Source organism: Bacillus atrophaeus (genome assembly GCF_039519175.1).
Lineage (GTDB): Bacteria > Bacillota > Bacilli > Bacillales > Bacillaceae > Bacillus > Bacillus atrophaeus.
This window is the reverse complement of the sequence record NZ_CP154443.1, coordinates 2876122-2898308: the sequence shown is the minus strand read 5'-3', so window position 1 is coordinate 2898308 and position 22187 is coordinate 2876122. Positions and strand designations below refer to the sequence as shown.

The 22187-nt window shown below is 41.6% G+C and carries 23 protein-coding genes and 2 pseudogenes; 9 read left to right on the top strand and 16 right to left on the bottom strand.

All coding sequences use genetic code 11. The annotated features are described in order from the left end of the window. Positions 1-2: 2 nt before the first annotated feature. From AAHT65_RS14785 to AAHT65_RS14775, 3 genes and pseudogenes are all read right to left on the bottom strand, one after another. Complete coding sequence (locus tag AAHT65_RS14785; protein ID WP_189328148.1) at positions 3-281, bottom strand: zf-HC2 domain-containing protein; 279 nt, start codon at positions 279-281, stop codon at positions 3-5. A gap of 3 nt (positions 282-284) precedes the next feature. After that, positions 285-397 (bottom strand): annotated as a pseudogene (locus tag AAHT65_RS14780) (RNA polymerase subunit sigma-70); the annotation flags it as partial. A gap of 32 nt (positions 398-429) precedes the next feature. Continuing rightward, positions 430-555 (bottom strand): annotated as a pseudogene (locus AAHT65_RS14775) (hypothetical protein); the annotation flags it as partial. A gap of 357 nt (positions 556-912) precedes the next feature. Here AAHT65_RS14775 and AAHT65_RS14770 point away from each other — a divergent pair. Together AAHT65_RS14770 and AAHT65_RS14765 are read left to right on the top strand one after the other, a co-directional pair. Next, positions 913-2478 (top strand): M4 family metallopeptidase, encoded by a 1566-nt coding sequence (locus AAHT65_RS14770; RefSeq protein WP_094231968.1) that lies wholly within the window; start codon positions 913-915, stop codon positions 2476-2478. 386 nt (positions 2479-2864) lie between these two features. Continuing rightward, the gene (locus AAHT65_RS14765) at positions 2865-3779 is read left to right on the top strand and encodes a class I SAM-dependent methyltransferase (RefSeq protein ID WP_212064538.1); all 915 of its coding nucleotides are present in this window, start codon (positions 2865-2867) and stop codon (positions 3777-3779) included. A gap of 170 nt (positions 3780-3949) precedes the next feature. Here AAHT65_RS14765 and AAHT65_RS14760 read toward each other — a convergent pair whose 3' ends face one another. From AAHT65_RS14760 to AAHT65_RS14750, 3 genes are all read right to left on the bottom strand, one after another. After that, positions 3950-4381: a GNAT family N-acetyltransferase gene (locus tag AAHT65_RS14760; protein WP_088118472.1), complete on the bottom strand. Its 432-nt coding sequence runs from the start codon at positions 4379-4381 to the stop codon at positions 3950-3952. 25 nt (positions 4382-4406) lie between these two features. Further along, positions 4407-5204: an inositol-1-monophosphatase gene (suhB, locus tag AAHT65_RS14755; protein WP_010788494.1), complete on the bottom strand. Its 798-nt coding sequence runs from the start codon at positions 5202-5204 to the stop codon at positions 4407-4409. Between the two features lie 142 nt (positions 5205-5346). Further along, complete coding sequence (locus AAHT65_RS14750) at positions 5347-5535, bottom strand: hypothetical protein (protein WP_003329123.1); 189 nt, start codon at positions 5533-5535, stop codon at positions 5347-5349. 238 nt (positions 5536-5773) lie between these two features. On the opposite strand from AAHT65_RS14750, the gene AAHT65_RS14745 reads away from it, so the two are divergent. Further along, entirely contained in the window at positions 5774-6412 is a 639-nt protein-coding gene (locus tag AAHT65_RS14745) for a YktB family protein (protein ID WP_003329124.1), read from the top strand. A 36-nt stretch (positions 6413-6448) separates the two neighbouring features. Here AAHT65_RS14745 and AAHT65_RS14740 read toward each other — a convergent pair whose 3' ends face one another. Continuing rightward, entirely contained in the window at positions 6449-6715 is a 267-nt protein-coding gene (locus tag AAHT65_RS14740; RefSeq protein ID WP_003329125.1) for a UPF0223 family protein, read from the bottom strand. Between the two features lie 180 nt (positions 6716-6895). On the opposite strand from AAHT65_RS14740, the gene AAHT65_RS14735 reads away from it, so the two are divergent. Beyond that, a complete protein-coding gene (locus AAHT65_RS14735) occupies positions 6896-8368 on the top strand; it encodes an aminotransferase class I/II-fold pyridoxal phosphate-dependent enzyme (RefSeq protein ID WP_003329126.1) in 1473 nt (490 codons plus the stop codon). Between the two features lie 45 nt (positions 8369-8413). Here the strand turns inward: AAHT65_RS14735 and AAHT65_RS14730 are convergent, their stop codons facing one another. After that, positions 8414-8533, bottom strand: coding sequence for a GapA-binding peptide SR1P (locus AAHT65_RS14730; RefSeq protein ID WP_003329127.1), 120 nt, complete (start codon positions 8531-8533; stop codon positions 8414-8416). Positions 8534-8672: 139 nt separating this feature from the next. Beyond that, positions 8673-9497, bottom strand: coding sequence for a polysaccharide deacetylase family protein (locus AAHT65_RS14725; RefSeq protein WP_343310444.1), 825 nt, complete (start codon positions 9495-9497; stop codon positions 8673-8675). Between the two features lie 259 nt (positions 9498-9756). Between AAHT65_RS14725 and AAHT65_RS14720 the strand changes: the two genes are divergently transcribed. After that, on the top strand, positions 9757-10131 hold the full coding sequence (locus AAHT65_RS14720) for a hypothetical protein (RefSeq protein ID WP_003329130.1): 375 nt from the start codon (positions 9757-9759) through the stop codon (positions 10129-10131). Positions 10132-10182: 51 nt separating this feature from the next. Here the strand turns inward: AAHT65_RS14720 and lpdA are convergent, their stop codons facing one another. The 5 genes from lpdA to AAHT65_RS14695 form a co-directional block, all read right to left on the bottom strand. Then, positions 10183-11595: a dihydrolipoyl dehydrogenase gene (lpdA, locus tag AAHT65_RS14715; protein WP_003329131.1), complete on the bottom strand. Its 1413-nt coding sequence runs from the start codon at positions 11593-11595 to the stop codon at positions 10183-10185. A 4-nt stretch (positions 11596-11599) separates the two neighbouring features. Further along, a complete protein-coding gene (gene pdhC, locus AAHT65_RS14710) occupies positions 11600-12937 on the bottom strand; it encodes a pyruvate dehydrogenase complex dihydrolipoyllysine-residue acetyltransferase (protein ID WP_343310443.1) in 1338 nt (445 codons plus the stop codon). Positions 12938-13069: 132 nt separating this feature from the next. Then, the gene (gene pdhB, locus AAHT65_RS14705) at positions 13070-14047 is read right to left on the bottom strand and encodes a pyruvate dehydrogenase complex E1 component subunit beta (protein WP_003329133.1); all 978 of its coding nucleotides are present in this window, start codon (positions 14045-14047) and stop codon (positions 13070-13072) included. 3 nt (positions 14048-14050) lie between these two features. Continuing rightward, on the bottom strand, positions 14051-15166 hold the full coding sequence (gene pdhA / locus AAHT65_RS14700) for a pyruvate dehydrogenase (acetyl-transferring) E1 component subunit alpha (RefSeq protein WP_003329134.1): 1116 nt from the start codon (positions 15164-15166) through the stop codon (positions 14051-14053). Between the two features lie 417 nt (positions 15167-15583). Next, the gene (locus AAHT65_RS14695; RefSeq protein WP_081112785.1) at positions 15584-16252 is read right to left on the bottom strand and encodes a YkyA family protein; all 669 of its coding nucleotides are present in this window, start codon (positions 16250-16252) and stop codon (positions 15584-15586) included. 250 nt (positions 16253-16502) lie between these two features. Here AAHT65_RS14695 and AAHT65_RS14690 point away from each other — a divergent pair, with 250 nt between their 5' ends. Together AAHT65_RS14690 and def are read left to right on the top strand one after the other, a co-directional pair. After that, on the top strand, positions 16503-16658 hold the full coding sequence (locus AAHT65_RS14690) for a YjcZ family sporulation protein (protein ID WP_035175110.1): 156 nt from the start codon (positions 16503-16505) through the stop codon (positions 16656-16658). A gap of 107 nt (positions 16659-16765) precedes the next feature. Further along, entirely contained in the window at positions 16766-17320 is a 555-nt protein-coding gene (gene def, locus AAHT65_RS14685) for a peptide deformylase (protein ID WP_268537703.1), read from the top strand. A 40-nt stretch (positions 17321-17360) separates the two neighbouring features. Here def and AAHT65_RS14680 read toward each other — a convergent pair whose 3' ends face one another. Further along, positions 17361-18134: a Cof-type HAD-IIB family hydrolase gene (locus tag AAHT65_RS14680; protein ID WP_003329138.1), complete on the bottom strand. Its 774-nt coding sequence runs from the start codon at positions 18132-18134 to the stop codon at positions 17361-17363. A gap of 390 nt (positions 18135-18524) precedes the next feature. Between AAHT65_RS14680 and AAHT65_RS14675 the strand changes: the two genes are divergently transcribed. Both AAHT65_RS14675 and rnjA read left to right on the top strand, forming a co-directional pair. Further along, positions 18525-18734 carry a DNA-dependent RNA polymerase subunit epsilon gene (locus AAHT65_RS14675; RefSeq protein ID WP_003329140.1) on the top strand — a complete coding sequence of 70 codons (210 nt, stop codon included), beginning with the start codon at positions 18525-18527 and terminating at the stop codon, positions 18732-18734. A 5-nt stretch (positions 18735-18739) separates the two neighbouring features. Then, positions 18740-20407 (top strand): ribonuclease J1, encoded by a 1668-nt coding sequence (gene rnjA, locus AAHT65_RS14670; protein WP_003329141.1) that lies wholly within the window; start codon positions 18740-18742, stop codon positions 20405-20407. A 33-nt stretch (positions 20408-20440) separates the two neighbouring features. On the opposite strand, the gene ade is transcribed toward rnjA, so the two are convergent. Beyond that, positions 20441-22168 (bottom strand): adenine deaminase, encoded by a 1728-nt coding sequence (ade, locus tag AAHT65_RS14665; protein ID WP_343310442.1) that lies wholly within the window; start codon positions 22166-22168, stop codon positions 20441-20443. Between the last annotated feature and the right edge of the window lie 19 nt (positions 22169-22187).

The following is a 22187-nucleotide window of genomic DNA, read 5'->3' as shown; positions in this document are numbered from 1 at the left end:
TATTATATCAGCAGCTTTATGATGAGCATCGCAATAAAAACAGCACCGAACCAGCAGGCCGCTTTTATCAGAAGCAGGCCATAATATCTTTGCTGAAATCGCTTTTCCTCTGTCTCTAATAAGACAACTTCCTCGTTTTCCGCTGATTCGAGTTCAATAGGCTCCTTCATTAATTCATATAATTCTCCGCACTCTTCACAGCTGCTTATATGCCCTTTTATAAACGTTTCCGTTTCTTTGCCGCAGTCACCTTCTATATATAAAGGGAGCAAATCTCTCACAAAATATTTCTCATCGCGCCGGTACCAATCAATAAACATGTGATAGGGGAAAGCCCGTTAAATGCCTTGATAAAAGTATCTTGTGCTAAATCCTTAGCAGTCTCCAGATGGCGGGTTTAAGTGTTCAATCGAAACCTTTTGTTACATTTAAAGCGTATAAAGCAGCAAGCCCGACGATTGACCATTGAATAATCAAAACGCTCTGCCTGCTTAAAATAAAATACCGCTCAAAATGCAGTATATAATGACTGAATAACTCCAACATGTCCAACAATCCTTTACATCTTATTAAGGCCTCATTCGGTTTAGACACACCACTTATTAAAAAGTTTCAATAAAAACAAAAAAATCTCCCTCTCTAAACAACTCTTTTCTTTTATGCTCTGAATGTGCACAGACTTACAAAAAGCGTCAAACGGCTTATTGAAAAAAAGAGAAAACACAAATGTCTTACAATCAAAACGCATCTCGTATGACACTTGGCTTATTTCGATATTATTCAACAAAAGTAAACACAGGACAAATATATCAATTTTGTCTAGTAATGTTAATTTTTGTTGTGAAACCTAGAATGCTCGTTTAATATAATGATATAAGATTTTTCAGTTTTTTCAAAAAAGGGGGATTTATTGTGGGTTTAGGTAAGAAATTGTCTGTTGCTGTCGCCGCTTCATTTATGAGTTTGTCAATCAGCCTTCCGGGAGTTCAGGCTGCAGAAAGTCATCAGCTTAAGGAGAATCAAACGAACTTCCTGTCGAAAAACGCAATAGCGCAAACGGAGCTCGCTGCTAATAATGACGCAGCTGTAAAACAGTTTTTGAAAAAGAACAGCGCCATTTTTAAAGGTGATCCTTCCAAGAGGCTGAAGCTTGTGGAAAGCACGACAGATAACCTCGGGTACAAGCATTTTCGATATGCTCCCGTCATTAATGGGGTGCCTATTAAAGATTCACAAGTGATCATTCACGTCGACAAAGCCGATAATGTCTATGCGATTAACGGAGAATTACACAATGAATCTGCTTCCAAAACAGAGAATAGTAAAAAAGTGTCCTCTGAGAAAGCTTTGTCACTGGCTTTCAAAGCAATAGGCAAAGCACAAGATGCTGTGTCAAACGGCAATGCCGGAAACAGCAACAAAGCAGATTTAAAAGCAGTGAAAACCGAGGACGGCAGCTATCGTCTCGCCTATGATGTGACGATTCGCTATATCGAACCGGAACCTGCAAACTGGGAAGTCATCGTTGATGCTGAAACAGGAAAAATATTAAAACAGCAAAATAAAGTAGAGCATGTAGCTGCTACAGGAACAGGCACAACCTTAAAAGGAGCCACGGTGCCACTTAATATCTCTTCAGAAAATGGCAAATATGTATTAAGAGACCTTTCAAAACCAACAGGCACTCAAATTATCACGTACGATTTGCAAAATAGAGAAAGCCGCCTTCCAGGAACGCTTGTCTCAAGCACGACAAATAAATTCACAGCTTCATCACAGCGGGCAGCCGTTGATGCTCACTATAACTTGGGTAAAGTGTATGATTATTTTTATTCTAATTTTAAACGCAACAGTTATGATAACAGAGGCAGCAAAATCGTTTCTTCGGTTCATTTCGGCAGCCGTTATAATAATGCCGCCTGGACAGGAGATCAAATGATTTATGGTGACGGCGACGGATCATTCTTCTCCCCGCTTTCCGGTTCATTGGATGTGACGGCGCATGAAATGACACACGGTGTCACACAAGAAACGGCAAACCTTGTCTATGAAAATCAGCCAGGGGCATTAAACGAGTCCTTCTCCGACGTATTTGGCTATTTTAACGATACAGAAGACTGGGATATCGGTGAAGACATTACGGTCAGCCAGCCGGCTCTCCGCAGTCTGTCAAATCCAACTAAATATGACCAGCCTGACAATTATGCCGACTATCAAAACCTGCCGAATACGGATGAAGGTGATTATGGCGGTGTGCACACTAACAGCGGAATTCCAAACAAAGCTGCTTACAATACCATTACAAAACTCGGCGTCTCTAAATCACAGCAGATTTATTACCGTGCGTTAACAACGTACCTCACGCCTTCTTCCACTTTCAAAGAGGCGAAGGCTGCCTTGATTCAATCTGCGCGCGACCTTTACGGCTCAACTGACGCCGCTAAGGTGGAAGCTGCCTGGAATGCTGTAGGTTTGTAATCCTTTGAAACTCTTAACAAAGCCTGAGATGCAAATGTCTCAGGCTTTGTTTTTTAAAAATTAATTGATTCCCCCTCTTTCATTCTACGGGATCAAAACTTATTGGAAGAACCCAAAAGCAAGCTCTGACTATGTGCACCGCGAGGTACCGGCTATTATAATTATGCATGGAGATCAAGATGTATAAAGTAAAAGGTGCCGAATTCGGTTTTATCCAAGCCCATACGCTTGAAATTGCAAAAGCGCTAATTTCACACTTTTAAACATAAGTTTTTATTGACAAAATTATTTGTTTGTGCTATAATTGAAAATTAAAATTTTTATTTGTATAATAAGATTCTCCTGGCCAGGGGAATCTTTTTTTGTTTATGCGGGAGGGTCATTGTATGAAGGAAAATGAGTCCAGTTTAACTTCCTTAATTTCAGCTTTTGGTCGAGCATATCACAGTAAATATGACACACCAAAAATTTTCGATGATTTTATTGCAAAAGATCTAATTTCTCAAAAAGAGTTTTCAGACATCAGTGAGAATATGATTCAAGGAATACAGTTCTTCAACAAAGATCTTGCTCAAAGATTTCAAGATGATCCAGATGAAATTTTAAAATGGATTACCCAAGTCCAGCTTTCTCCAACGCCCTTAGCACGTGCTGCGTATTGCGAAAAAGTAATACTTCATGAGGTAATGTTAGGGTTAAAACAGTACGTCATACTTGGAGCTGGATTAGATACTTTTTGTTTGCGGCGTCCTGAATTGAAAAACAGCTTAGAAATATTTGAAATTGATTATCCGGCTACACAGGAATTTAAAAAGAAAAAATTGGATGATGCCAATTTTAAAATCCCGGGTAATCTTCATTTTGTTCCGATGGACTTCACCAATAAGTTTTCTTATCAGCAACTAATAGATGAAGGGTTTGAAAATAAAAAAACTTTCTTTAGCCTATTGGGCGTTTCTTATTATTTAACGAAAGAAGAAAATTCAAGGTTAATCAAAGATTTATTCACCAAAGTCCCATCAGGAAGCTCGATCGTTTTTGATTTTGCAGACGAAACACTCTTTAAAGAAAAAGGAATGTCTAATAGAGTTGAAAATATGGTGAAAATGGCTTCGGCAAGTGGAGAACCAATGAAATCTTGTTTCACTTATTATGAAATCGAAAACATGTTAGAAAAATCAGGTTTGCTCATTTATGAACATTTATCACCAGCTGCGATCAATGACCTTTTCTTTACTAATCGGACGGATTATCTGTCTGCATTCGAAACAATTCATTATATCCATGCGATAAAAAAATAATATTTCAGTTAGTAACAGACTTGCCTCTCAATCTATCGCTAAGGATTGGGAGGCTGTTTATTATTTTTGCATATTCACAGCCCGAAACGTCTAACATGATAAACATAGCCTAAAGAAAAGAAGCTGCCGTATGAGTGACGGCAACTTCTCAAAATCCTGGAAAAAGCGATTTAAGCATCAGCTTCTGCCAAGGGCTTTACCAAGATGATAAATTGTTTGCCATTCTCATCTTTCTCTAGTTTCAACTGTTCAAAGCCGCATTGGTTCAAAAACAGTATCCATTCATTCCGATTGATCGGAACCGCTGCAAACACCGCTTTATGTTTTTCATTAAGCGTTTGGCCGATCTGTTCAATAATCGTCCGGGCATACCCCTTTTTTTCCTCAGCAGGGTCAACTAACACTGTTCCAAGCCACGGCTTTCCATTGGAAGGGGCCCACTCAAGATGGTAGCTGACCGCAATAGGCAGACCGTCTTTTTCCCATACAAGCCATGACCCGTTATACATGGAATAGGAGAGCATATAGCTTGCTGCGTCTTTCTTCTCTCCTAGCTCCTCCTCTTTCCAGGCAGGATGAGCTTCCGCAAGCTTTTCTAACAAGCTCAGGTCATCTTGTTCAAAATATCTATTTTCCAGCATGCAGGTACTCTTCGAATATCGTTCTATGTATGGAAGGATTTCCGGCCAATACACTGTGATTTTCTAAAAAGGTGAACGGTTCGCCGTCAATTGTCGTATATAAGCCCCCCACTTCATTTAACAGGATACAGCCGGCTGCATAATCCCAGGGAGCGAGCCGCATTGTAATGTAAGCGTCAATTCTCCCCGCTGCGACATTAGCCAGTTCTAAAGCGGCAGAGCCATAGGAACGCGTGCCTCTTACTCTTTTCACAAGCGGCGCTAAAACGCTTGGATCGATTCTTCTATTCTCTGTCACCCATGTAGCGTTAATGGCAAGAATCGCTTCTTCAATGGAGGTTTCCTGTAAAGGAACAAGCTTCGTTTCATTCATATAAGCTCCCTTTCCGCTAAATGCGTGATACAGTTCATCATGCACCACATCATAAATTAAACCGATTTTGCCTTTTCCGTTTTCAAAAATTCCGATTGATATTGCAAAATGTCTCTGCTGGTGTACAAAATTCATCGTCCCATCAATCGGGTCGATAATCCAGACCACTCCGTCCAATGAATGGAGTTCGTCTCCTTGTCCTTCTTCTCCGAGTATGCGATGGCCGGGAAACGTTTCTTGAATGCGGTCAATAAAAAACTTTTCCGTTTCCTTGTCAATATTTGTGACTAAATCATTCGGATTTGATTTTGTTTCTATTGTCAAATTTTCATGCATGGATTGTTTTATTCTGCTGCCCGCTTCTCTTACCCACTTTTTCGCAATTTCATCAATTTCCGTCCAATTTGTCATGTCGCCGTACCTCTTTTCTATGTATACCTTTTTCTTTATTCTCTAGCATACTGATAATAACGGTAAAAAAGCAAGAAATATGAAAAAAATGCCTTCTCACGTAAAAACGAACCAGTCAAGCGGTTCGTTTTTACTATAGCTTTTAACCGTTCAGACGAATCCATTCTTTTCTGAGACGTTCAAGCTTGCGTTTGGTCAGATCAATTTGTTCATCATTGCCTTTTTGCAGAGCCTCATACAGGGTTGCCAATTCATAATCAACCTCTAGTCTCCAGACAGCTTCACGGTTGTTTTTCTCTTCCTTAAACCCTTCTTTCACAACTTGCCTCATTGTCTTTCGCCCCTTCCAGAGATCATTTGTGTGTTAAAAAGCATCCCATTTTCCCAAATCACTAATGATACTTCTTATATCGTATGAATCTTATAATCAGCTGTAACATGATTCTGAAAATTGTGTGTTTACCTACTCATTGATTACCACATTTCCCTTCAATTAAAACGTGCTCAATGTTTTTGCTGGTGATTCTAACTGTGATAAAATATGAATACTTAGTTTAAGGAGGAAAATCATGACACACATGCGTTTTACGGAAGAAGACTTTAACACATTTACTATAGAAGGTTTGGATGCCCGTATGGAGGTGCTGAAAGAGCAAGTCCGGCCGAAACTGACCGCTTTAGGAGAGCATTTCGCACCTTCTTTATCCGCTCTAACCGGTGACGAAATGTTTCCCCATGTCGCAAAGCACGCCAGAAGATCCGTCAACCCTCCTGCCGATAGCTGGGTTGCGTTTGCCAACAGTAAAAGAGGATACAAAAAACTGCCTCATTTTCAAATCGGGCTGTGGGAAACTCATGTATTTGTATGGTTTGCGATTATTTATGAGTCTCCGATTAAAGAGGAATACGGAAAATTGCTCGAAGCACAGCAAGACAGTATCACAAAAAAAATCCCCGGAAGCTTTGTCTGGTCAGCCGATCATACGAAACCTGGCGTGTACAAGCAATCAGACATGGACAGAGAACAGCTCAAAACCTTGTTCGAACGATTACAAACAATCAAAAAAGCCGAGCTCTTATGCGGCATTCAGCTTCAAAAAGAAGAAGTGCTTCAGATGAATAACCAGGAGTTTCTTTCAAAAATTGAAGATGCATTTCAACAGCTTGCCTTTTTGTACCGACTGACCCAAAAAGTGACGCAAGCATAAGAAAAACGAGCCGTGACTTTCATCCGGCTCGTTTTCTTACATTTTAATGATCGCTTCTTCTGATCCCTTCGCTTGTTTTACCGTACGGTACGGAGAATATGTACTTTGCTCTTCAAACTCGCTGCATAACGTTTTTTCCTGCGCTTTCCCCGGCACTATTTCTTTAAAGCGCCGATAGGCACTCAGCAGTTCTTCACGGTTAGCCCCTTTTTCGTAGGCTAATTCAACCTGCTGAAAAAAAGCAATCACATCTACCGCTTCTTCTGTTGTCCAATCCTCATCCATCGGATATTGGTAATTCATTTTCTTCACTCCTTATTCACTGCTTCCCTTTTAGGAAACATCCTTATTAGATCATAAATTGTTCTTTACTTTCTTTCAAGTTCGTAATATAATTCATTTGTTTTACGTCTAAAATCGGTTTGACAAACTAAATATAACACACACTAACGTTAAGGTATTATGAAGAAGGTGGGAAAACAATTGTCGCAACATGATACACCCCTATATACCGGGCTGAAAAATCACGCAAGCAGACAGCCTGTCCAATTTCACATTCCCGGCCACAAAAAAGGGGCAGGAATGGACCCTGAATTCAGACAATTTATCGGCGAAAATGCGCTAAGTATAGATTTAATTAACATTGAACCATTGGATGACCTTCATGCGCCGAAGGGTATTATAAAAGATGCGCAGGATCTCGCTGCCAAAGCTTTTGGCGCTGATCATACGTTCTTTTCTGTACAAGGAACCAGCGGCGCCATAATGACAATGGTAATGGCGGTTTGCGGACCGGGAGACAAAATCATCATTCCGCGAAACGTTCACAAGTCAATTATGACAGCCATTGTATTTTCTGGAGCTGTTCCTATTTTTATTCATCCTGAAATTGACAATGAACTTGGAATATCTCACGGAATCACTCCGGAATCGGCCAAACGGGCACTCACTGAGCATCCTGATGCCAAGGGACTATTGGTTATCAATCCGACGTATTTTGGAGTGGCCGCTGATTTGAAAAGCATTGTGGAGCTTGCTCATTCCTTTGATGTGCCCGTGCTCGTAGATGAAGCACATGGCGTTCATATTCATTTCCATGACCAATTGCCGCTTTCAGCCATGCAGGCCGGAGCCGATATGGCAGCAACCAGTGTTCACAAATTGGGCGGATCGCTGACCCAAAGCTCTATTTTAAATATAAAAGAAGGCCTTGTGTCAAAAGAAAGAGTCCAAACCATTCTCAGTATGATGACAACGACATCCACATCATATCTGCTTCTGGCTTCTTTAGACGTGGCAAGAAAACGTCTGGCGACAGAAGGGTATCAGCTCATTGAAGAAACCATTATGCTTGCCGGCAAAACGAGAGAACGGCTGAATCATATCGAAGGCATATATTGTGTAGGCTCCGAGATCATCGGTTCAAAAGCGGCGTACCATTATGACCCGACAAAATTGATCATTTCCGTTAAGGATTTGGGGCTTACAGGTCACGATGTAGAAAAATGGCTCCGTGAATCATATAACATCGAAGTAGAACTGTCGGATTTGTATAATATCTTGTGTATCTTTACCCCCGGAGACCGGACTGATGATGCAGAGCGTTTGGTGACGGCATTGGAAGAAATCGCCCGCCAAGCTTCAGCAAGTGAGTGTAAACAAAATCAAACGGAGGTTCTTCTTCCTAATATTCCGTTACTCGCGATGACTCCGCGTGACGCTTTTTACGCCAATACAGAAATCATCCCTTTAAAAGAGTCTGCGGGACGAATAATCGCTGAGTTTGTTATGGTATACCCGCCCGGAATTCCGATCTTTATTCCCGGCGAGATCATTACAGAAGAAAACGTCAGCTATATATTTAAGAATCTTGAAGCAGGGCTTCCTGTCCAAGGACCTGAAGATTCCACGCTGCAAATGATTCGAGTTATAAAGGAACAAAAAGCCATACAATAAAATAATCAACAAAAAAGCATGCGGTTTTTACACCGCATGCTTTTATTATTCTTCTTCAAGATGACACTGACATTGTCCGCAGCACGTTCCATAAAACGTTGTAACCTTCTCATCCTCAAAGTAATGAATGGCTTCGTTACAGTCTTGGCAAACAATCGTTCCCATCTCTCATTCCCCATTTCTCTTTTTTTGAAAACGCTTAATTTCTTTTGTTGTTATTATATTAATATGTCACATTTAAAATGTCAACAACAAACTGTATGTCACATTTATTTTTTGAGGATGAAAAATGTTTATTAATGAGTTATTCAGCCACTTGTTTTATTTCTCTCGGATCAATGATTTTGTATCCTTTATCTCTTAACTTTGTCACAATTTGCGGCATTGCATGATCTGTCCACTCCCGATCATGCATCAATAAATTAGCTCCGTCAGTTAAATAAGGGCTGTTCACCATGATATCAGTAAGGGCATCTTTTGATTGGTATTTTGTTTCCCAATCATACCCGTACGTCCAATTCATTTTCACCATGCCCTCCTGCTTAATCAGCTTCTCACTATAATCTGTATTGCTTCCGAAAGGCGCTCTGAAAAATGCAGGCTTTTCTCCGGTTACATCCTCGACCATTTTATTCACACCGAGAATTTCTTCTTTTTGTTCTTTTTCTGACAAATCCTTTAAATTTTGATGTGTCATTGTATGATTGCCAATCATAAAACCTAAATCATAAATATGCTTTAATGCTTTTTTATTTTCTTCATTTTTTAAAAAATGTCCATTCACAAAAAAGATTGCTGATGCATTCAGTTTGTGCAATTGATCTGCAATATCTGCTGAATGCTTATCAGGTGCGTCGTCAATTGTTAAGAGCACAACTGGCTTTTCTTCCTTATTTCCCTTCAGCTTCTGAACAGAAGCGGTGTCAGGATTGATTTCATACTTGGCTTCTTTTTTTTCGGCTTTATCGTCTTTCTCAGCTTTTTTCTTCTCGTTTTTTTGCTGCTGGCTCTCCTTATCGGACACATGAGAATGTGTTTTGTCTGTTTTTCCTTCCTCATTTGTACTAGTTTCAGAATTACAGGCTGCCAAAAGCAGCATCATCGTTATAAATACAAACGCTTTAAACATCAAAACCCTCCGTATTTCAAATTTATATTTTCCCCCAGTATAACGAAAAAATTTGATCAGAACGAAGAATAATGTGTCATCTGAAACGACTCACTCATACAGCCCATATGAAGGTTTTGTTATCTGTCTTTAAAAACGGTTTCAATTATATAACAATTAGGTAACAAGCCAAGGATTAAACGGTTCTCATGATAGACTAGAACTAGTTTACCAATGGTGAAATACAAGTTTAATAATCTTAAACAGAGGAGAAAGATAGATGCTATTTCGCGCGGCAATCCCCATTGTAATCACGATATTGGTTTTGTCAGGCTGCACTCTTTCGACTATCAGCCCAGTCAAAAAAAGCGGGGTCGACAGCATTCATCATACTCAAATCCTGTTTTTTTCTGATGAAGACCATATAGATAAAGAAGTTCCTTATTATGACGCCCTTCTTGATTTAGAGAAGGATTATCCTGATCATGTGGAAAATATGAAGGTTTATGATGATAAAAAAGGATGGGAAGATGAAATAGAAACCGTCCCGACACTTATGGTTGTAGATCAAAGTCATGTTGTAGTGAAGATAGAGGGATGCGTAAAAAGGAAAGAAGATATCATTAAGCCATTACAGCATGTTTTGGCAAAATAAAAAACAGCCTCCGCACCTAAGCAGAGGCTGTTTTGTTGTATAATCTAACAATTATTTCACAATATGAATCGGGCTCCCGATTGCCACTTCAGCAGCTTCCATCGTGATCTCTCCCAATGTTGGGTGAGCGTGAATTGTCATAGCGATATCTTCAGCAGTCATGCCGCCTTCGATTGCCAAGCTTAATTCAGAAATCATGTCAGAAGCGCTTGCTCCGGCGATTTGCGCACCGATTACAAGGCCATCCTCTTTACGAGTGATCAGCTTCATGAAGCCGTCAGTTTCGTTAAGAGAAAGCGCGCGGCCGTTTGCTGCAAATGGGAATTTAGCAGCAACAATCTCAAGGCCTTCTTCTTTCGCCTGTGCTTCAGTGTAACCGACTGATGCAAGCTCAGGCTCAGAGAAGACAACCGCAGGAATACCAAGGTAATCAATTTCTGCAGGCTCACCAGCGATTGCTTCTGCAGCGATTTTACCTTCGTAAGACGCTTTATGAGCAAGCGGCGGTCCGTCGATAATATCACCGATCGCGTAAATGTTAGGTACGTTCGTACGGCATTGTTTATCGGTTTTTACGACACCGCGGTCTGTCATTTCAACGCCGACTTGCTCTAAGCCAAGCTCGTCAGTGTTTGGACGGCGTCCGACTGTGATTAATACGTAATCAGCATCAACGGTTTTCTCTTCACCATTTACTTCAAAAGTGACTGTTACGCCGTCAGCTTTTTCTTCAACGCTTTTCGCCATCGCTTTTGTATGAATTTCAACGTTGCCTTTTTTCTTCAGGTTGCGTTTCACAAGAGAACTCATTTGTTTTTCAAAGCCAGGAAGAATTTCGTCTCCGCCTTCTAAAATCACAAGTTCAGTTCCGAAGTTCGCATACGCTGTGCCAAGCTCTGTTCCGATGTAACCGCCGCCGATAACGACAAGTTTCTTAGGAATTTCTTTAAGAGCAAGAGCGCCTGTTGAATTCAGAACGCGATCGCTATATTTGAAGTTTGGCAATTCGATAGGACGAGACCCAGTTGCAAGGATCGCGTTTTTGAACGTGTATGTTTGAGCAGAGTTCTCATCCATTACACGGACAGAATTGCTGTCTACAAAATAAGCTTCGCCTTTTACGACATCAACTTTGTTGCCTTTCAAAAGACCTGCAACACCGCCTGTAAGCTTGTCAACTACAGAGGCTTTCCATTCTTGAACTTTTGTAAAGTCAACTGTTACGTTCTCAGCAGTGATACCCATATCATCAGAATGCTTAGCATTCTCATAACGGTGGCCTGCATTGATCAGCGCTTTTGAAGGGATACATCCCACGTTCAGACAAACGCCTCCAAGAGTTGCTTTTTCAACGACTGTTACTTTTTGTCCAAGCTGAGCAGCGCGGATGGCAGCTACATAGCCGCCAGGTCCCGCACCAATGACAAGAGTATCTGTTTCAATAGGGAAATCTCCTACTACCATAACATTACGCCTCCATTAAAATTAATTGTGGATCGTTTAGTAAACGCTTGATGTGATTTAACGCATTTTGTGCAGTTGCTCCGTCAATCATACGGTGGTCAAAGCTGAGAGAAAGAGCCAAGACTGGAGCAGCTACAATTTCGCCGTCACGTACAATCGCTTTTTCAGCAATGCGGCCGATTCCGAGAATCGCAACCTCTGGATGGTTGATAACCGGAGTGAACCATTGTCCGCCCGCAGAACCGATGTTAGTGATTGTGCAAGATGCGCCTTTCATTTCTGCAGGAGCAAGCTTACCTTCACGTGCTTTTGTTGCAAGGCCGTTGATTTCATCAGAAATTTCAAAGATCGCTTTACGATCAGCATTTTTCACAACAGGAACTAACAAGCCTTTTTCAGTATCAGCAGCGATACCGATGTTGTAGTAATGCTTCTGAACAACTTCATCTGTTTTATCGTCAATTGAAGTGTTTAGAACAGGGAATTTTTTAAGTGCAGATGTAAGAGCTTTAACAACATAAGGCAAGTATGTCAGTTTAACTCCTTGATCAGCAGCAACCTGTTTGAACTGTTTACGATGAGCAACAAGGTTTGTTACATCAATTTCGTCCATTAGAGTAACGTGAGGAGCAGTATGTTTAGAGTTAACCATCGCTTTAGCAATTGCTTTGCGGATACCGCTCATTTTTTCGCGTGTCTCAGGGAACTCGCCTTCAGGAGCTAGTGCAGCAGCAGCAGCCGGCTTAGCAGCAGATTCTTTCGATGCTGTTTCTTGCGGCGCAGCTGTCTCTTGAGATGCTCCCCCATTTACGAAGCTGTCAATATCTTCTTTTACAACACGTCCGTTGTTTCCAGAACCTGTTACTTTTTTGATATCAACGCCTTTTTCGCGCGCATATTTGCGTACAGAAGGCATCGCGATAACGCGTTTATTCGGATCTGCTTCCGCTTGGTCCTGTTGTCCGGCACCAGTTGCTTTAGCAGGCTCTTCTGCGCGTTCTTCTTTAGCTACGTCTTGTCCGGCTTCACCAGTTGACTGAACTTGCGCTTCAGTTTTTGCGTCGCCTGACTCTTCGCTTCCTTTAAATTGAAGGTCTTCGTAACCAGGTGCATCAAACGTAATAATCGTTTGTCCAACAGTTGCAACTGTTCCCTCTTCAACTTTTAATTCTAATACTTTTCCTTTTACAGGTGAAGGAATTTCTACTACTGCTTTATCATTTTGTACTTCTGCAAGCACATCATCTTCGTCTACCTCGTCGTTTGGCTTGACAAACCATTTTACGATTTCGCCTTCGTGGATACCTTCCCCGATATCTGGAAGTTTAAATTCAAATGCCACAGTTCTCGACCTCCTAGTTTGATTAAGCAATTTTAAGTTTGAATCGTAAGCATTGAAAATTCAGAAACACACGCCTCTGATTATATAATGGAGGAAAAGATCAAGTCTTTTCCTCCTTTTTATGAAGTTTGATTAAAATTCAAGTACTTTTCTGGCTGTTTCAAGAACGTCTTTATGGTTTGGAAGCCATACGCTCTCAGCTTGAGAGAAAGCAAATACTGTGTCAGGCGCTGTTACGCGAAGCACAGGAGCTTCCAAGCTTAAGATCGCGCGGTCGTTAATTTCAGCTACTACGTTAGCAGCAACGCCGGCTTGTTTTTGAGCCTCTTGGACCACAATCGCGCGGCCTGTTTTTTCTACAGATGCGATGATCGTTTCAATATCAAGCGGGCTGACTGTGCGAAGGTCGACAACCTCAGCAGAAATGCCGTCTTTTTCAAGCTCTTCAGCAGCTTTTAATGATTCATGAACCATTGCACCGTAAGTGATGATGGAAAGATCAGTTCCTTCACGTTTCACATCAGCTTTGCCAAGTTCAATTGTGTACTCTTCTTCAGGAACTTCCTGACGGAAAGAACGGTACAGCTTCATATGCTCTAAGAATACAACCGGATCATTGTCGCGGATTGCAGAGATCAAAAGACCTTTAGCGTCATACGGAGTTGACGGGATAACAACTTTAAGACCAGGCTGCTGAGCTACAAGCCCTTCCAAGCTGTCAGCGTGAAGTTCAGGAGTATGAACACCGCCGCCGAAAGGAGAACGGATCGTAACTGGTGAAGTCCAGCGTCCGCCTGAACGGTAGCGCATACGTGCCATTTGTCCTGAAACTGAATCCATTACTTCATATACAAATCCGAAGAATTGAATCTCCATAACCGGACGGAAATCATTTAAGCCTAAACCAAGGGCAAGACCGCCGATACCAGATTCAGCAAGTGGCGTGTCAAATACGCGATCCTCACCAAATTCTTTTTGCAAACCTTCAGTCGCACGGAATACGCCGCCGTTTACACCAACGTCTTCTCCGAAAACTAAGACGTTTTCGTCATTTTTCAGTTCTGTGCGTAACGCATCCGTGATTGCTTGAATCATTGTCATTTGCGCCATGGCTTACTTCGACTCCTTCTGTGTATAAGTTTCTAACTGCTCTTCAAGGTTGTAAGGCAGTTCTTCATACATAATATTGATTAAATCTGATACTTTTTGTTTTGGTTCTTCATCCGCTTTTTTGATGGCTTGCTTGATTTCTTCTTTAGCAGCCTCAATAACTTTCGTTTCTTCTTCTTCAGACCATAGGCCTTTGTTTTCTAAGAACGCGCGGAAACGAACAAGCGGATCTTTTTGTTCCCATTCGTTTTCAATTTCTTTCGTACGGTATTTCGTCGGATCGTCACCAGCCATTGTGTGCGGGCCGTAACGGAATGTAAGAGTTTCAATCAAAGTCGGGCCTTCGCCGTTTACAGCGCGTTCGCGTGCTTCTGCAGTTGCAGCGTACACAGCAAGTGCATCCATTCCGTCTACTTGAACACCGACAATACCAGCAGCTGCCGCTTTTTGAGCAATTGTGCTCGCTGCAGATTGTTTTTCAACCGGAGTTGAGATTGCGTAACGGTTGTTTTGAACAACGAAAATCGCAGGGGCTTTATAAGCACCGGCAAAGTTGATTCCTTCGTAGAAGTCCCCTTGAGAAGCTCCCCCGTCACCAGTATAAGTAATTGCAACAGCTTTCTTGCCGCGTTTTTTAAGACCTAGTGCAACACCTGCAGTTTGAATGTACTGCGCACCGATAATGATTTGCGGAGAAAGGGCGTTCACATCATCAGGCATTTGGTTTCCTCTGAAATGTCCGCGAGAGAAAAGGAATGCTTGGTACAATGGAAGGCCATGCCAGATTAACTGAGGCACATCACGGTATCCCGGAAGAACAAAATCTTCTTTTTCAAGCGCGAAATGTGTTGCAATTTGTGAAGCTTCCTGACCGGCAGTAGGAGCGTAGAAACCGAGACGCCCTTGGCGGTTCAATGAAATGGAGCGCTGATCAAGCACACGCGTAAATACCATGCGGCGCATAAGCTCTTTTAATTGATCATCAGATAAATCAGGCATCGCCGCTTCATTCACGACTTCTCCCTTTTCATTTAAAATTTGGAACGTTTCGAACTGCTTTTTAATGGCATCAAATTGCTTTTTACTGTCAACGATAGCTTTTTTCGTTTTTGCAGCCATACTAAAGTCACCTCTTCCTTTCTTTTAAACAGTCATTAGACGTGCATACCTTTTATACATACAAACTTAGGGTACCCTAAAGTATTAGCAGTAAGTCGTATATATTTTAGCCGATCCCCAGTTTGCCAAAACCTTTTATGTAGGATAGTCACATTCTATTCTGAACTGTATTATCTTGTAGTTTTAAAAAAACTAATACAACATCACTTAACATGGATTAGTTTACACTAAACAAAGAAGACCCGTCAATCGTTTTAATCATTGATTTTCAATAAATGTATTCGCTTTATATTTTCAATGGTCATCCTGTGTTTCCCCACCTCCAAAACTGTACTAGTATACAGCAGAGTGCTGTACTACAATAGAAAATTAAAAATTAAGCGAAACTCATTTTTAAATAAAAAAAGAGCTGACCAGTCAGCTCTTTTTCACATCAAACCCTGCAGTGTTATATAACTCTTCTCTTGCTTGATTATATTTTTCCGTTTGCTTATTAAATTCTTCGCTTTGTTTGAGTACTTTATCATAGGAAGTGTTCACTTTGTCGATCTGCTGATCTAAATCATCCAATGTCAAGTCTTTTTTCTTCATAAGCTTATACAGTTCTTTGTCCAGTTTGATTGCCTTTTCATATTCCTTATACATGGAGCTGTAGGAAGAATATCTCTTCTCCATATAGGAAGCTGCATTTTCAGCTTTTTCTTTAATTTTCTCATCTTTAATGTCTTCTGCCGATTCTTTTGCTGTTTTAAATTCCTTTTTGGAATCGTCAATACTGCTCTTTTCGGTTTTCAGATGTTCCTCACGCTTGCTGGCATTATCAAGTGCCTGATTTGATAATGAAACGATCTTTTTATAATCATCCATATTCAATTGAATTACGCTGTCGTACAGCTTATTCTCATCTTTCTCCAACTTTTCTAATGTCTTCTGTTCTTTTTGAAACGGTTTTTCCAGCTGCACGACTTTTTCTAATGAGTCATGCAGCGATTCAACCGGATCCTGTTCCGCACAGCCGGTCAGCAGCACACTCGATGCTCCAAGCGCACAGATTCCTGCAAATATGTGTTTTTTATTAAATTTCATGCTGAAATCCCCCAATCTTGACATTTTCTACTATAGGATCTCTCGCGGATTTTGACAATAGCTGAGCTGTAATTGAATGTTTCGACAAACCAATCCTCATTTATGCAGAATCTCGGCGCTCAAAAAAATGAAATAAAAAAATGAAATATCAGGGCATATGACCATACAACTTCTGTGCTTTTACATAGGTTATAGTAGACGCTATGCCTACAAAAAAAGGCTGCGCGTAATTACAAGAGGAGGTTTTTTTATGTACGGTTATGGATATGGCGGAGGCTGTTGCAGTTACGGCGGTTATGGGTACGGCGGAGGCGGCTGCGGAGGCGGTTACGGACGCACATTCGCTTTAATCGTTGTATTGTTTATCTTGTTGATTATCGTCGGCGCTGCTTATTTAGGCTGCTAAATGCGGACGATTGACCAGCCTTAAAACGGCTGGTCTTATTTGATTCGTTGCGCCGCGCTAAAGAAATCCTTTATAATTTACATATTAAGCTTTAGGAGTGAAGTTTCTTGATTACTATGGAGAATATTGTGCGTGACGGACATCCCGCACTCAGAGAGGTTGCTGAAAACGTTCAGCTGCCTGCAAGTGATACAGAAAAAAAACAGCTGGCTGAGATGATTGAGTTTGTAAAAAACAGCCAAGATCCTGTGCTGGCTGAACAGCATCAGCTTCGGCCCGGAGTGGGGCTCGCTGCGCCTCAAATCAATATAAACAAACGAATGATAGCGATACACGCTGAGGACGCTTCAGGAACCTTGTACAGCTATGCACTGTTTAATCCGAAAATCATCAGCCATTCGGTTGAAAAAAGCTATTTAACCAGCGGAGAAGGCTGCCTTTCCGTTGATGAGGCTATCCCAGGCTATGTTCCCAGGTACGCCCGAATCAGAGTGAAAGCAACGACGCTTGAAGGAGAAGAGATTGATATTCGGTTAAAAGGTTTCCTCGCTATTGTATTTCAACATGAAATTGATCACCTGAACGGCGTGATGTTTTATGACCATATTGATAAAGAGAATCCATTTCGGGAACCGGGAAACGCAGTCCCTATTGAACGGTAAATTAAAAACGGCCGACACATCAGTAGTGTCAGCCGTTTTTTCATTTCAAAAGCCCTAATTCTTTTACAGCAAACGCGATCCCGTCTTCATCTACGGGTTTGGTCACAAAATCCGCGATTTCTTTCAATTCCGGCACTGCATTTCCCATGGCAACGCCCGTTCCGACAAACTCAATCATTTGCAGGTCATTGAGCCCGTCACCGAACGCATATGTATCACTGATGTCAAAAGGAAGCCGTTCGATCACTTTTTTAATTCCTTCCGCTTTTGATCCGCCGCGAGGAAGCACATCAGTGGAAACCTCATGCCATCGCACGAAATCAAACTCGTTCATAGCCGTATACGCTTTTTCTTCATGATCGCGGCAGAATAAAAGGAGCTGGAAGATTTCTTTTCCCTCATAAAATAATTCATCCAGTTCCGGATACTGAGCCTTTAAACTGCTGATCCCTTCGAATACGTGGGGATGCTTATCGGTGTTGGTCTTCATGGCGTCTTCCGCCATAAATACAACAGGGTGCTTACCTTCTCCGGCTTGTTTTAACAGACGCTTGATCGCTTGTTCAGGCAGCGGATTTTTAAAAATGACTTCCCCTTCAAAGACAACGTACTGTCCATTGTAGGAGATAAACGAATGGATCCCCAGTTCATTCAAGATCGGTTTAACCATAAACGGCGCACGGCCGCTGGCGATAAACACATGGTGTCCCCGCTCCTGAAGCGCCGCAACTGTTTCCCTTGTACTCTCAGGTATATTTTTATCATGATCATATATCGTTCCGTCAATATCCAGAAAGATTAATTTCGTATCCATGGCTGATTTCTCCTTTATCCCATTGTCACTTAGTACATGCTTTCCCACTCCCATCATACAGAAAGTTTTTCTTCGGGCAAACCATTTCCTTTACTTTTTCATTTAAATCCCATAAATACCCATGAAAATTCACATCATAACTCCGCATACTATCCTTAAAGAGAATTGGCCTAGTTGATATGTTTTGTAAGGAGGTTTTCAGATGCTGCGCCGATTACGCAAAAAAATAAGACGACAATGGAACGGAATGCTCCGTAAAAAAGGCATTGCCTGACAAGGGATCCTTCGTTTTTCGAATGGTCCTTTTTTGCTCAAGACTTTTCTTATATTCGGTTTTCGAATATAATAGAATAAGCGAGTCTAACATACGGCATTTAAGGAGAGATTTGGATGATTTATAAGGTATTTTATCAAGAGAAGGCTGACGAAGTACCTGTTCGTGAAAAAACAGCTTCACTTTACATTGAAGGCGTATCAGAAAGAGACGTCAGAACTAAGCTAAAAGACAAAAAGTATAACATTGAATTTGTTCAATCTGTTGACGGTGCTTTTTTAGAATACGAAAAACAGAGCGAAAATTTTAAAGTATTGGAGTTATGAGCGGAATGAAATTTGTAAAAAATGATCAGGCTGCTGTTTTCGCCCTCGGAGGTTTGGGTGAAATCGGCAAAAATACGTACGGAGTGCAGTTTCAAGACGAGATTGTTCTGATTGATGCGGGAATTAAGTTTCCGGAAGATGAGCTTCTCGGCATTGACTATGTCATTCCCGATTACACGTATTTAGTTAAGAACGAAGATAAAATTAAAGGTTTGTTTATTACACACGGACATGAAGACCACATTGGCGGCATTCCGTATCTGCTCAGACAAGTTAATATTCCCGTTTACGGCGGTAAACTCGCGATCGGCTTACTTCGGAATAAACTTGAAGAGCATGGTTTATTAAGACAAACGAAACTCAATATTATCGGTGAAGACGATATTATTAAATTCAGAAAAACAGCTGTATCCTTCTTCAGAACGACTCACAGTATTCCGGATTCCTACGGGGTTGTTGTGAAAACACCGCCCGGAAACATCGTACATACTGGAGACTTCAAGTTCGACTTTACTCCAGTCGGTGAACCGGCGGACTTGACAAAGATGGCTGAGATCGGAAAAGAAGGCGTGTTATGCCTCTTATCAGACAGCACAAACAGTGAAGTACCCGATTTCACTATGTCTGAACGCCGTGTCGGTGAGAGCATTCACGATATTTTCCGAAAAGTGGACGGAAGAATTATCTTTGCAACCTTTGCTTCGAACATTCACCGTTTGCAGCAGGTAATAGAAGCTGCCGTGTTAAACGGCAGAAAAGTCGCCGTATTTGGACGCAGTATGGAATCGGCAATTGAAATAGGCCAAAATCTCGGGTATATTAATTGTCCTAAAAATACATTTATCGAGCACAATGAAATTAATCGGATCCCTGCAAACAAAGTAACAATTTTATGTACGGGAAGCCAGGGAGAGCCGATGGCCGCATTGTCACGGATTGCAAATGGCACTCACCGTCAAATCTCAATTAATCCGGGAGATACGGTAGTCTTTTCTTCATCTCCTATACCGGGGAACACAATCAGCGTAAGCCGTACAATCAACCAATTGTACCGTGCCGGTGCCGAGGTTATTCACGGATCGCTTAGTGATATCCATACATCCGGACACGGCGGACAGGAAGAACAAAAGCTGATGCTCCGCTTGATGAAGCCTAAATTCTTTATGCCGATTCACGGGGAATACAGAATGCAAAAAATGCATATCAAGCTTGCGACAGATTGCGGCATACCAGAAGAAAACTGCTTTATCATGGATAATGGCGAGGTTTTAGCGCTTAAAGGCAATGAAGCTTCTGTAGCGGGCAAAATTCCATCCGGTTCAGTGTATATTGACGGAAGCGGAATTGGCGATATCGGCAACATTGTACTTCGCGACCGCAGAATTCTGTCCGAAGAAGGACTTGTCATTGTAGTTGTCAGCATGGATATGAATGAATTTAAAATCTCAGCAGGTCCTGACTTGATTTCAAGAGGATTCGTTTATATGAGAGAATCCGGTGATCTGATCCATGACGCACAAGAGCTGATTTCAAACCATTTAGAAACGGTTATGGAAAGAAAAACAACTCAATGGTCTGAAATTAAAAATGAAATAACAGACACGCTTGCTCCTTTCCTATACGAAAAGACAAAACGCCGTCCGATGATCCTTCCGATTATTATGGAAGTATAAAAAAAGATGCACTCGACCTTGAGTGCATCTTTTTTATTGTAATGAGATATGTTGAAACGCCTTTACATCAAAAAGCCCTTTTGTCGTCATTTTTATATCAGGAATGACTGGTAACGCCAAAAATGAAAGAGTAAGGAAAGGATTGAAATCACCGGTGAACCCGATCAATGAAAGCTGTTCATGAAGAACATGCAGGCTGTCGTTTACCCATTCAGCAGATTGATCAGATAATAAACCTGCGATCGGAAGCGGAACGGAGTGAAGCTCCTTGCCGCCTTTTACGACCGTTAATCCGCCGCCGATTTCCTGGAGCTTATTGACCGCAGCTGCTATATCCGTATCGTTCGTGCCAACAGCTATAATATTATGTGAATCATGGGAAATCGTAGTCGCCAGCGCTCCGTCTTTTAAACCAAAGCCTTGAACAACCCCAAGGCCTGTTTCCCTCAATGCTTTATGCCGTTCAACAACAGCAATCTTTAATAAATCTTGATTGATATCCGGCTGAAACACACTATTGGCCGCAGGGGCACTAATCAGCTTTGTTTCAAGCTGATTCGGGATAATACGAATGACACGAATATTCTTTTTCGGGTCAATTGGTATGACAAAATCTTGTTTGTTCAGAGGCGCAAGACGGACGGATTGAAGCAGAGACTGATCTGGTGTAATAGACTCCTGCTCGTTTTGATATACGTTTCTTCCTTTTTCCGCGATTGTTTGTCCTTTTACCATTGTCTTAGTGATACTGACATTTTCTACATTTGAAATGAACAGCAGATCAGCATCATAGCCCGGTGCTATAGCGCCTTTTGTATCAAGGCCGTAGCATTCCGCGGCATTCAGGCTGCCCAATTGATAAGCTAAAAACGGATCAAGCCCTGCTTTGATGGCTATTTTGACCTGATGATTAATGCTTCCCTCTTCCAATAAATCATCCACATGCTTATCATCCGTACAGAAAAAGAATCGGCGGGCATTTTTTTCATTTACAGCCGGCAGAACATTGAGGACATTTTTGGCTACTGAACCTTCACGAAGCATGACATACATTCCTCTTCTGATGCGGTCAAGCGCTTCTTCTTTAGTTGTTACTTCATGATCATTCAGGACAAAAGCCGTTCTGTATATATTGACGAAATCTGTTGACAAGCCGGCTAGATGGCCGTCAATTCGCTTCCCGGCCAGCTTGGCATCAAGCAATTTATCCAGCATATCGTCTTCGCCTTGTCCGACTGATACATAATCCATAACCTCCGCAAGCCCCAATACCTCTTCCTCTTTATAGAAAGACTTAAGGTCTGCCGCTTTCAAGATGGCGCCAGATTTCTCGAAGCTTGCGGCGGGAACACTGGAGGGCAGCATAAAATGTATATTCAGCGGCGTTTTTCGCGCCTGTTCAATCATAAATTTGATCCCTTTACCTCCGGCGACATTCGCGATTTCATGCGGATCAGTAATAATGGTTGTCACACCATGCGGCAAAACCGCTTTTGCAAACTCAATCGGTGTCACCATAGAGGATTCGATATGTACATGTCCGTCAATAAAACCCGGTACAATCATTTGGCCTTCTGCGTCTATTGTTTCTTCCCCTTCATACTGGCCCAGACCGATGATCACTCCGTCAGTAATGGCGATATCAGCTTGAATCCATTCTTGGTTAAAAACATCCATGATTTTTCCGTTCTTGATGACGGTATCAGCTTTTCTCCGGCGGGCTGAAGCATCAAGCCGTTTGACCAATGTTTCCTTATTCAATTATGCCCCCTCCTCTTTT

Coding starts and splice junctions, on each gene's coding strand:
- AAHT65_RS14765 (WP_212064538.1), top strand. CDS start 2,865: ATGAAGGAAAATGAGTCCAGTTTAACTTCCTTAATTTCAGCTTTTGGT.
- suhB (WP_010788494.1), bottom strand. CDS start 5,204: ATGACAAATTGGACGGAAATTGATGAAATTGCGAAAAAGTGGGTAAGA.
- AAHT65_RS14750 (WP_003329123.1), bottom strand. CDS start 5,535: ATGAGGCAAGTTGTGAAAGAAGGGTTTAAGGAAGAGAAAAACAACCGT.
- AAHT65_RS14745 (WP_003329124.1), top strand. CDS start 5,774: ATGACACACATGCGTTTTACGGAAGAAGACTTTAACACATTTACTATA.
- AAHT65_RS14740 (WP_003329125.1), bottom strand. CDS start 6,715: ATGAATTACCAATATCCGATGGATGAGGATTGGACAACAGAAGAAGCG.
- AAHT65_RS14730 (WP_003329127.1), bottom strand. CDS start 8,533: ATGGGAACGATTGTTTGCCAAGACTGTAACGAAGCCATTCATTACTTT.
- AAHT65_RS14725 (WP_343310444.1), bottom strand. CDS start 9,497: ATGTTTAAAGCGTTTGTATTTATAACGATGATGCTGCTTTTGGCAGCC.
- AAHT65_RS14720 (WP_003329130.1), top strand. CDS start 9,757: ATGCTATTTCGCGCGGCAATCCCCATTGTAATCACGATATTGGTTTTG.
- lpdA (WP_003329131.1), bottom strand. CDS start 11,595: ATGGTAGTAGGAGATTTCCCTATTGAAACAGATACTCTTGTCATTGGT.
- pdhB (WP_003329133.1), bottom strand. CDS start 14,047: ATGGCGCAAATGACAATGATTCAAGCAATCACGGATGCGTTACGCACA.
- pdhA (WP_003329134.1), bottom strand. CDS start 15,166: ATGGCTGCAAAAACGAAAAAAGCTATCGTTGACAGTAAAAAGCAATTT.
- AAHT65_RS14695 (WP_081112785.1), bottom strand. CDS start 16,252: ATGAAATTTAATAAAAAACACATATTTGCAGGAATCTGTGCGCTTGGA.
- AAHT65_RS14690 (WP_035175110.1), top strand. CDS start 16,503: ATGTACGGTTATGGATATGGCGGAGGCTGTTGCAGTTACGGCGGTTAT.
- AAHT65_RS14680 (WP_003329138.1), bottom strand. CDS start 18,134: ATGGATACGAAATTAATCTTTCTGGATATTGACGGAACGATATATGAT.
- AAHT65_RS14675 (WP_003329140.1), top strand. CDS start 18,525: ATGATTTATAAGGTATTTTATCAAGAGAAGGCTGACGAAGTACCTGTT.
- rnjA (WP_003329141.1), top strand. CDS start 18,740: ATGAAATTTGTAAAAAATGATCAGGCTGCTGTTTTCGCCCTCGGAGGT.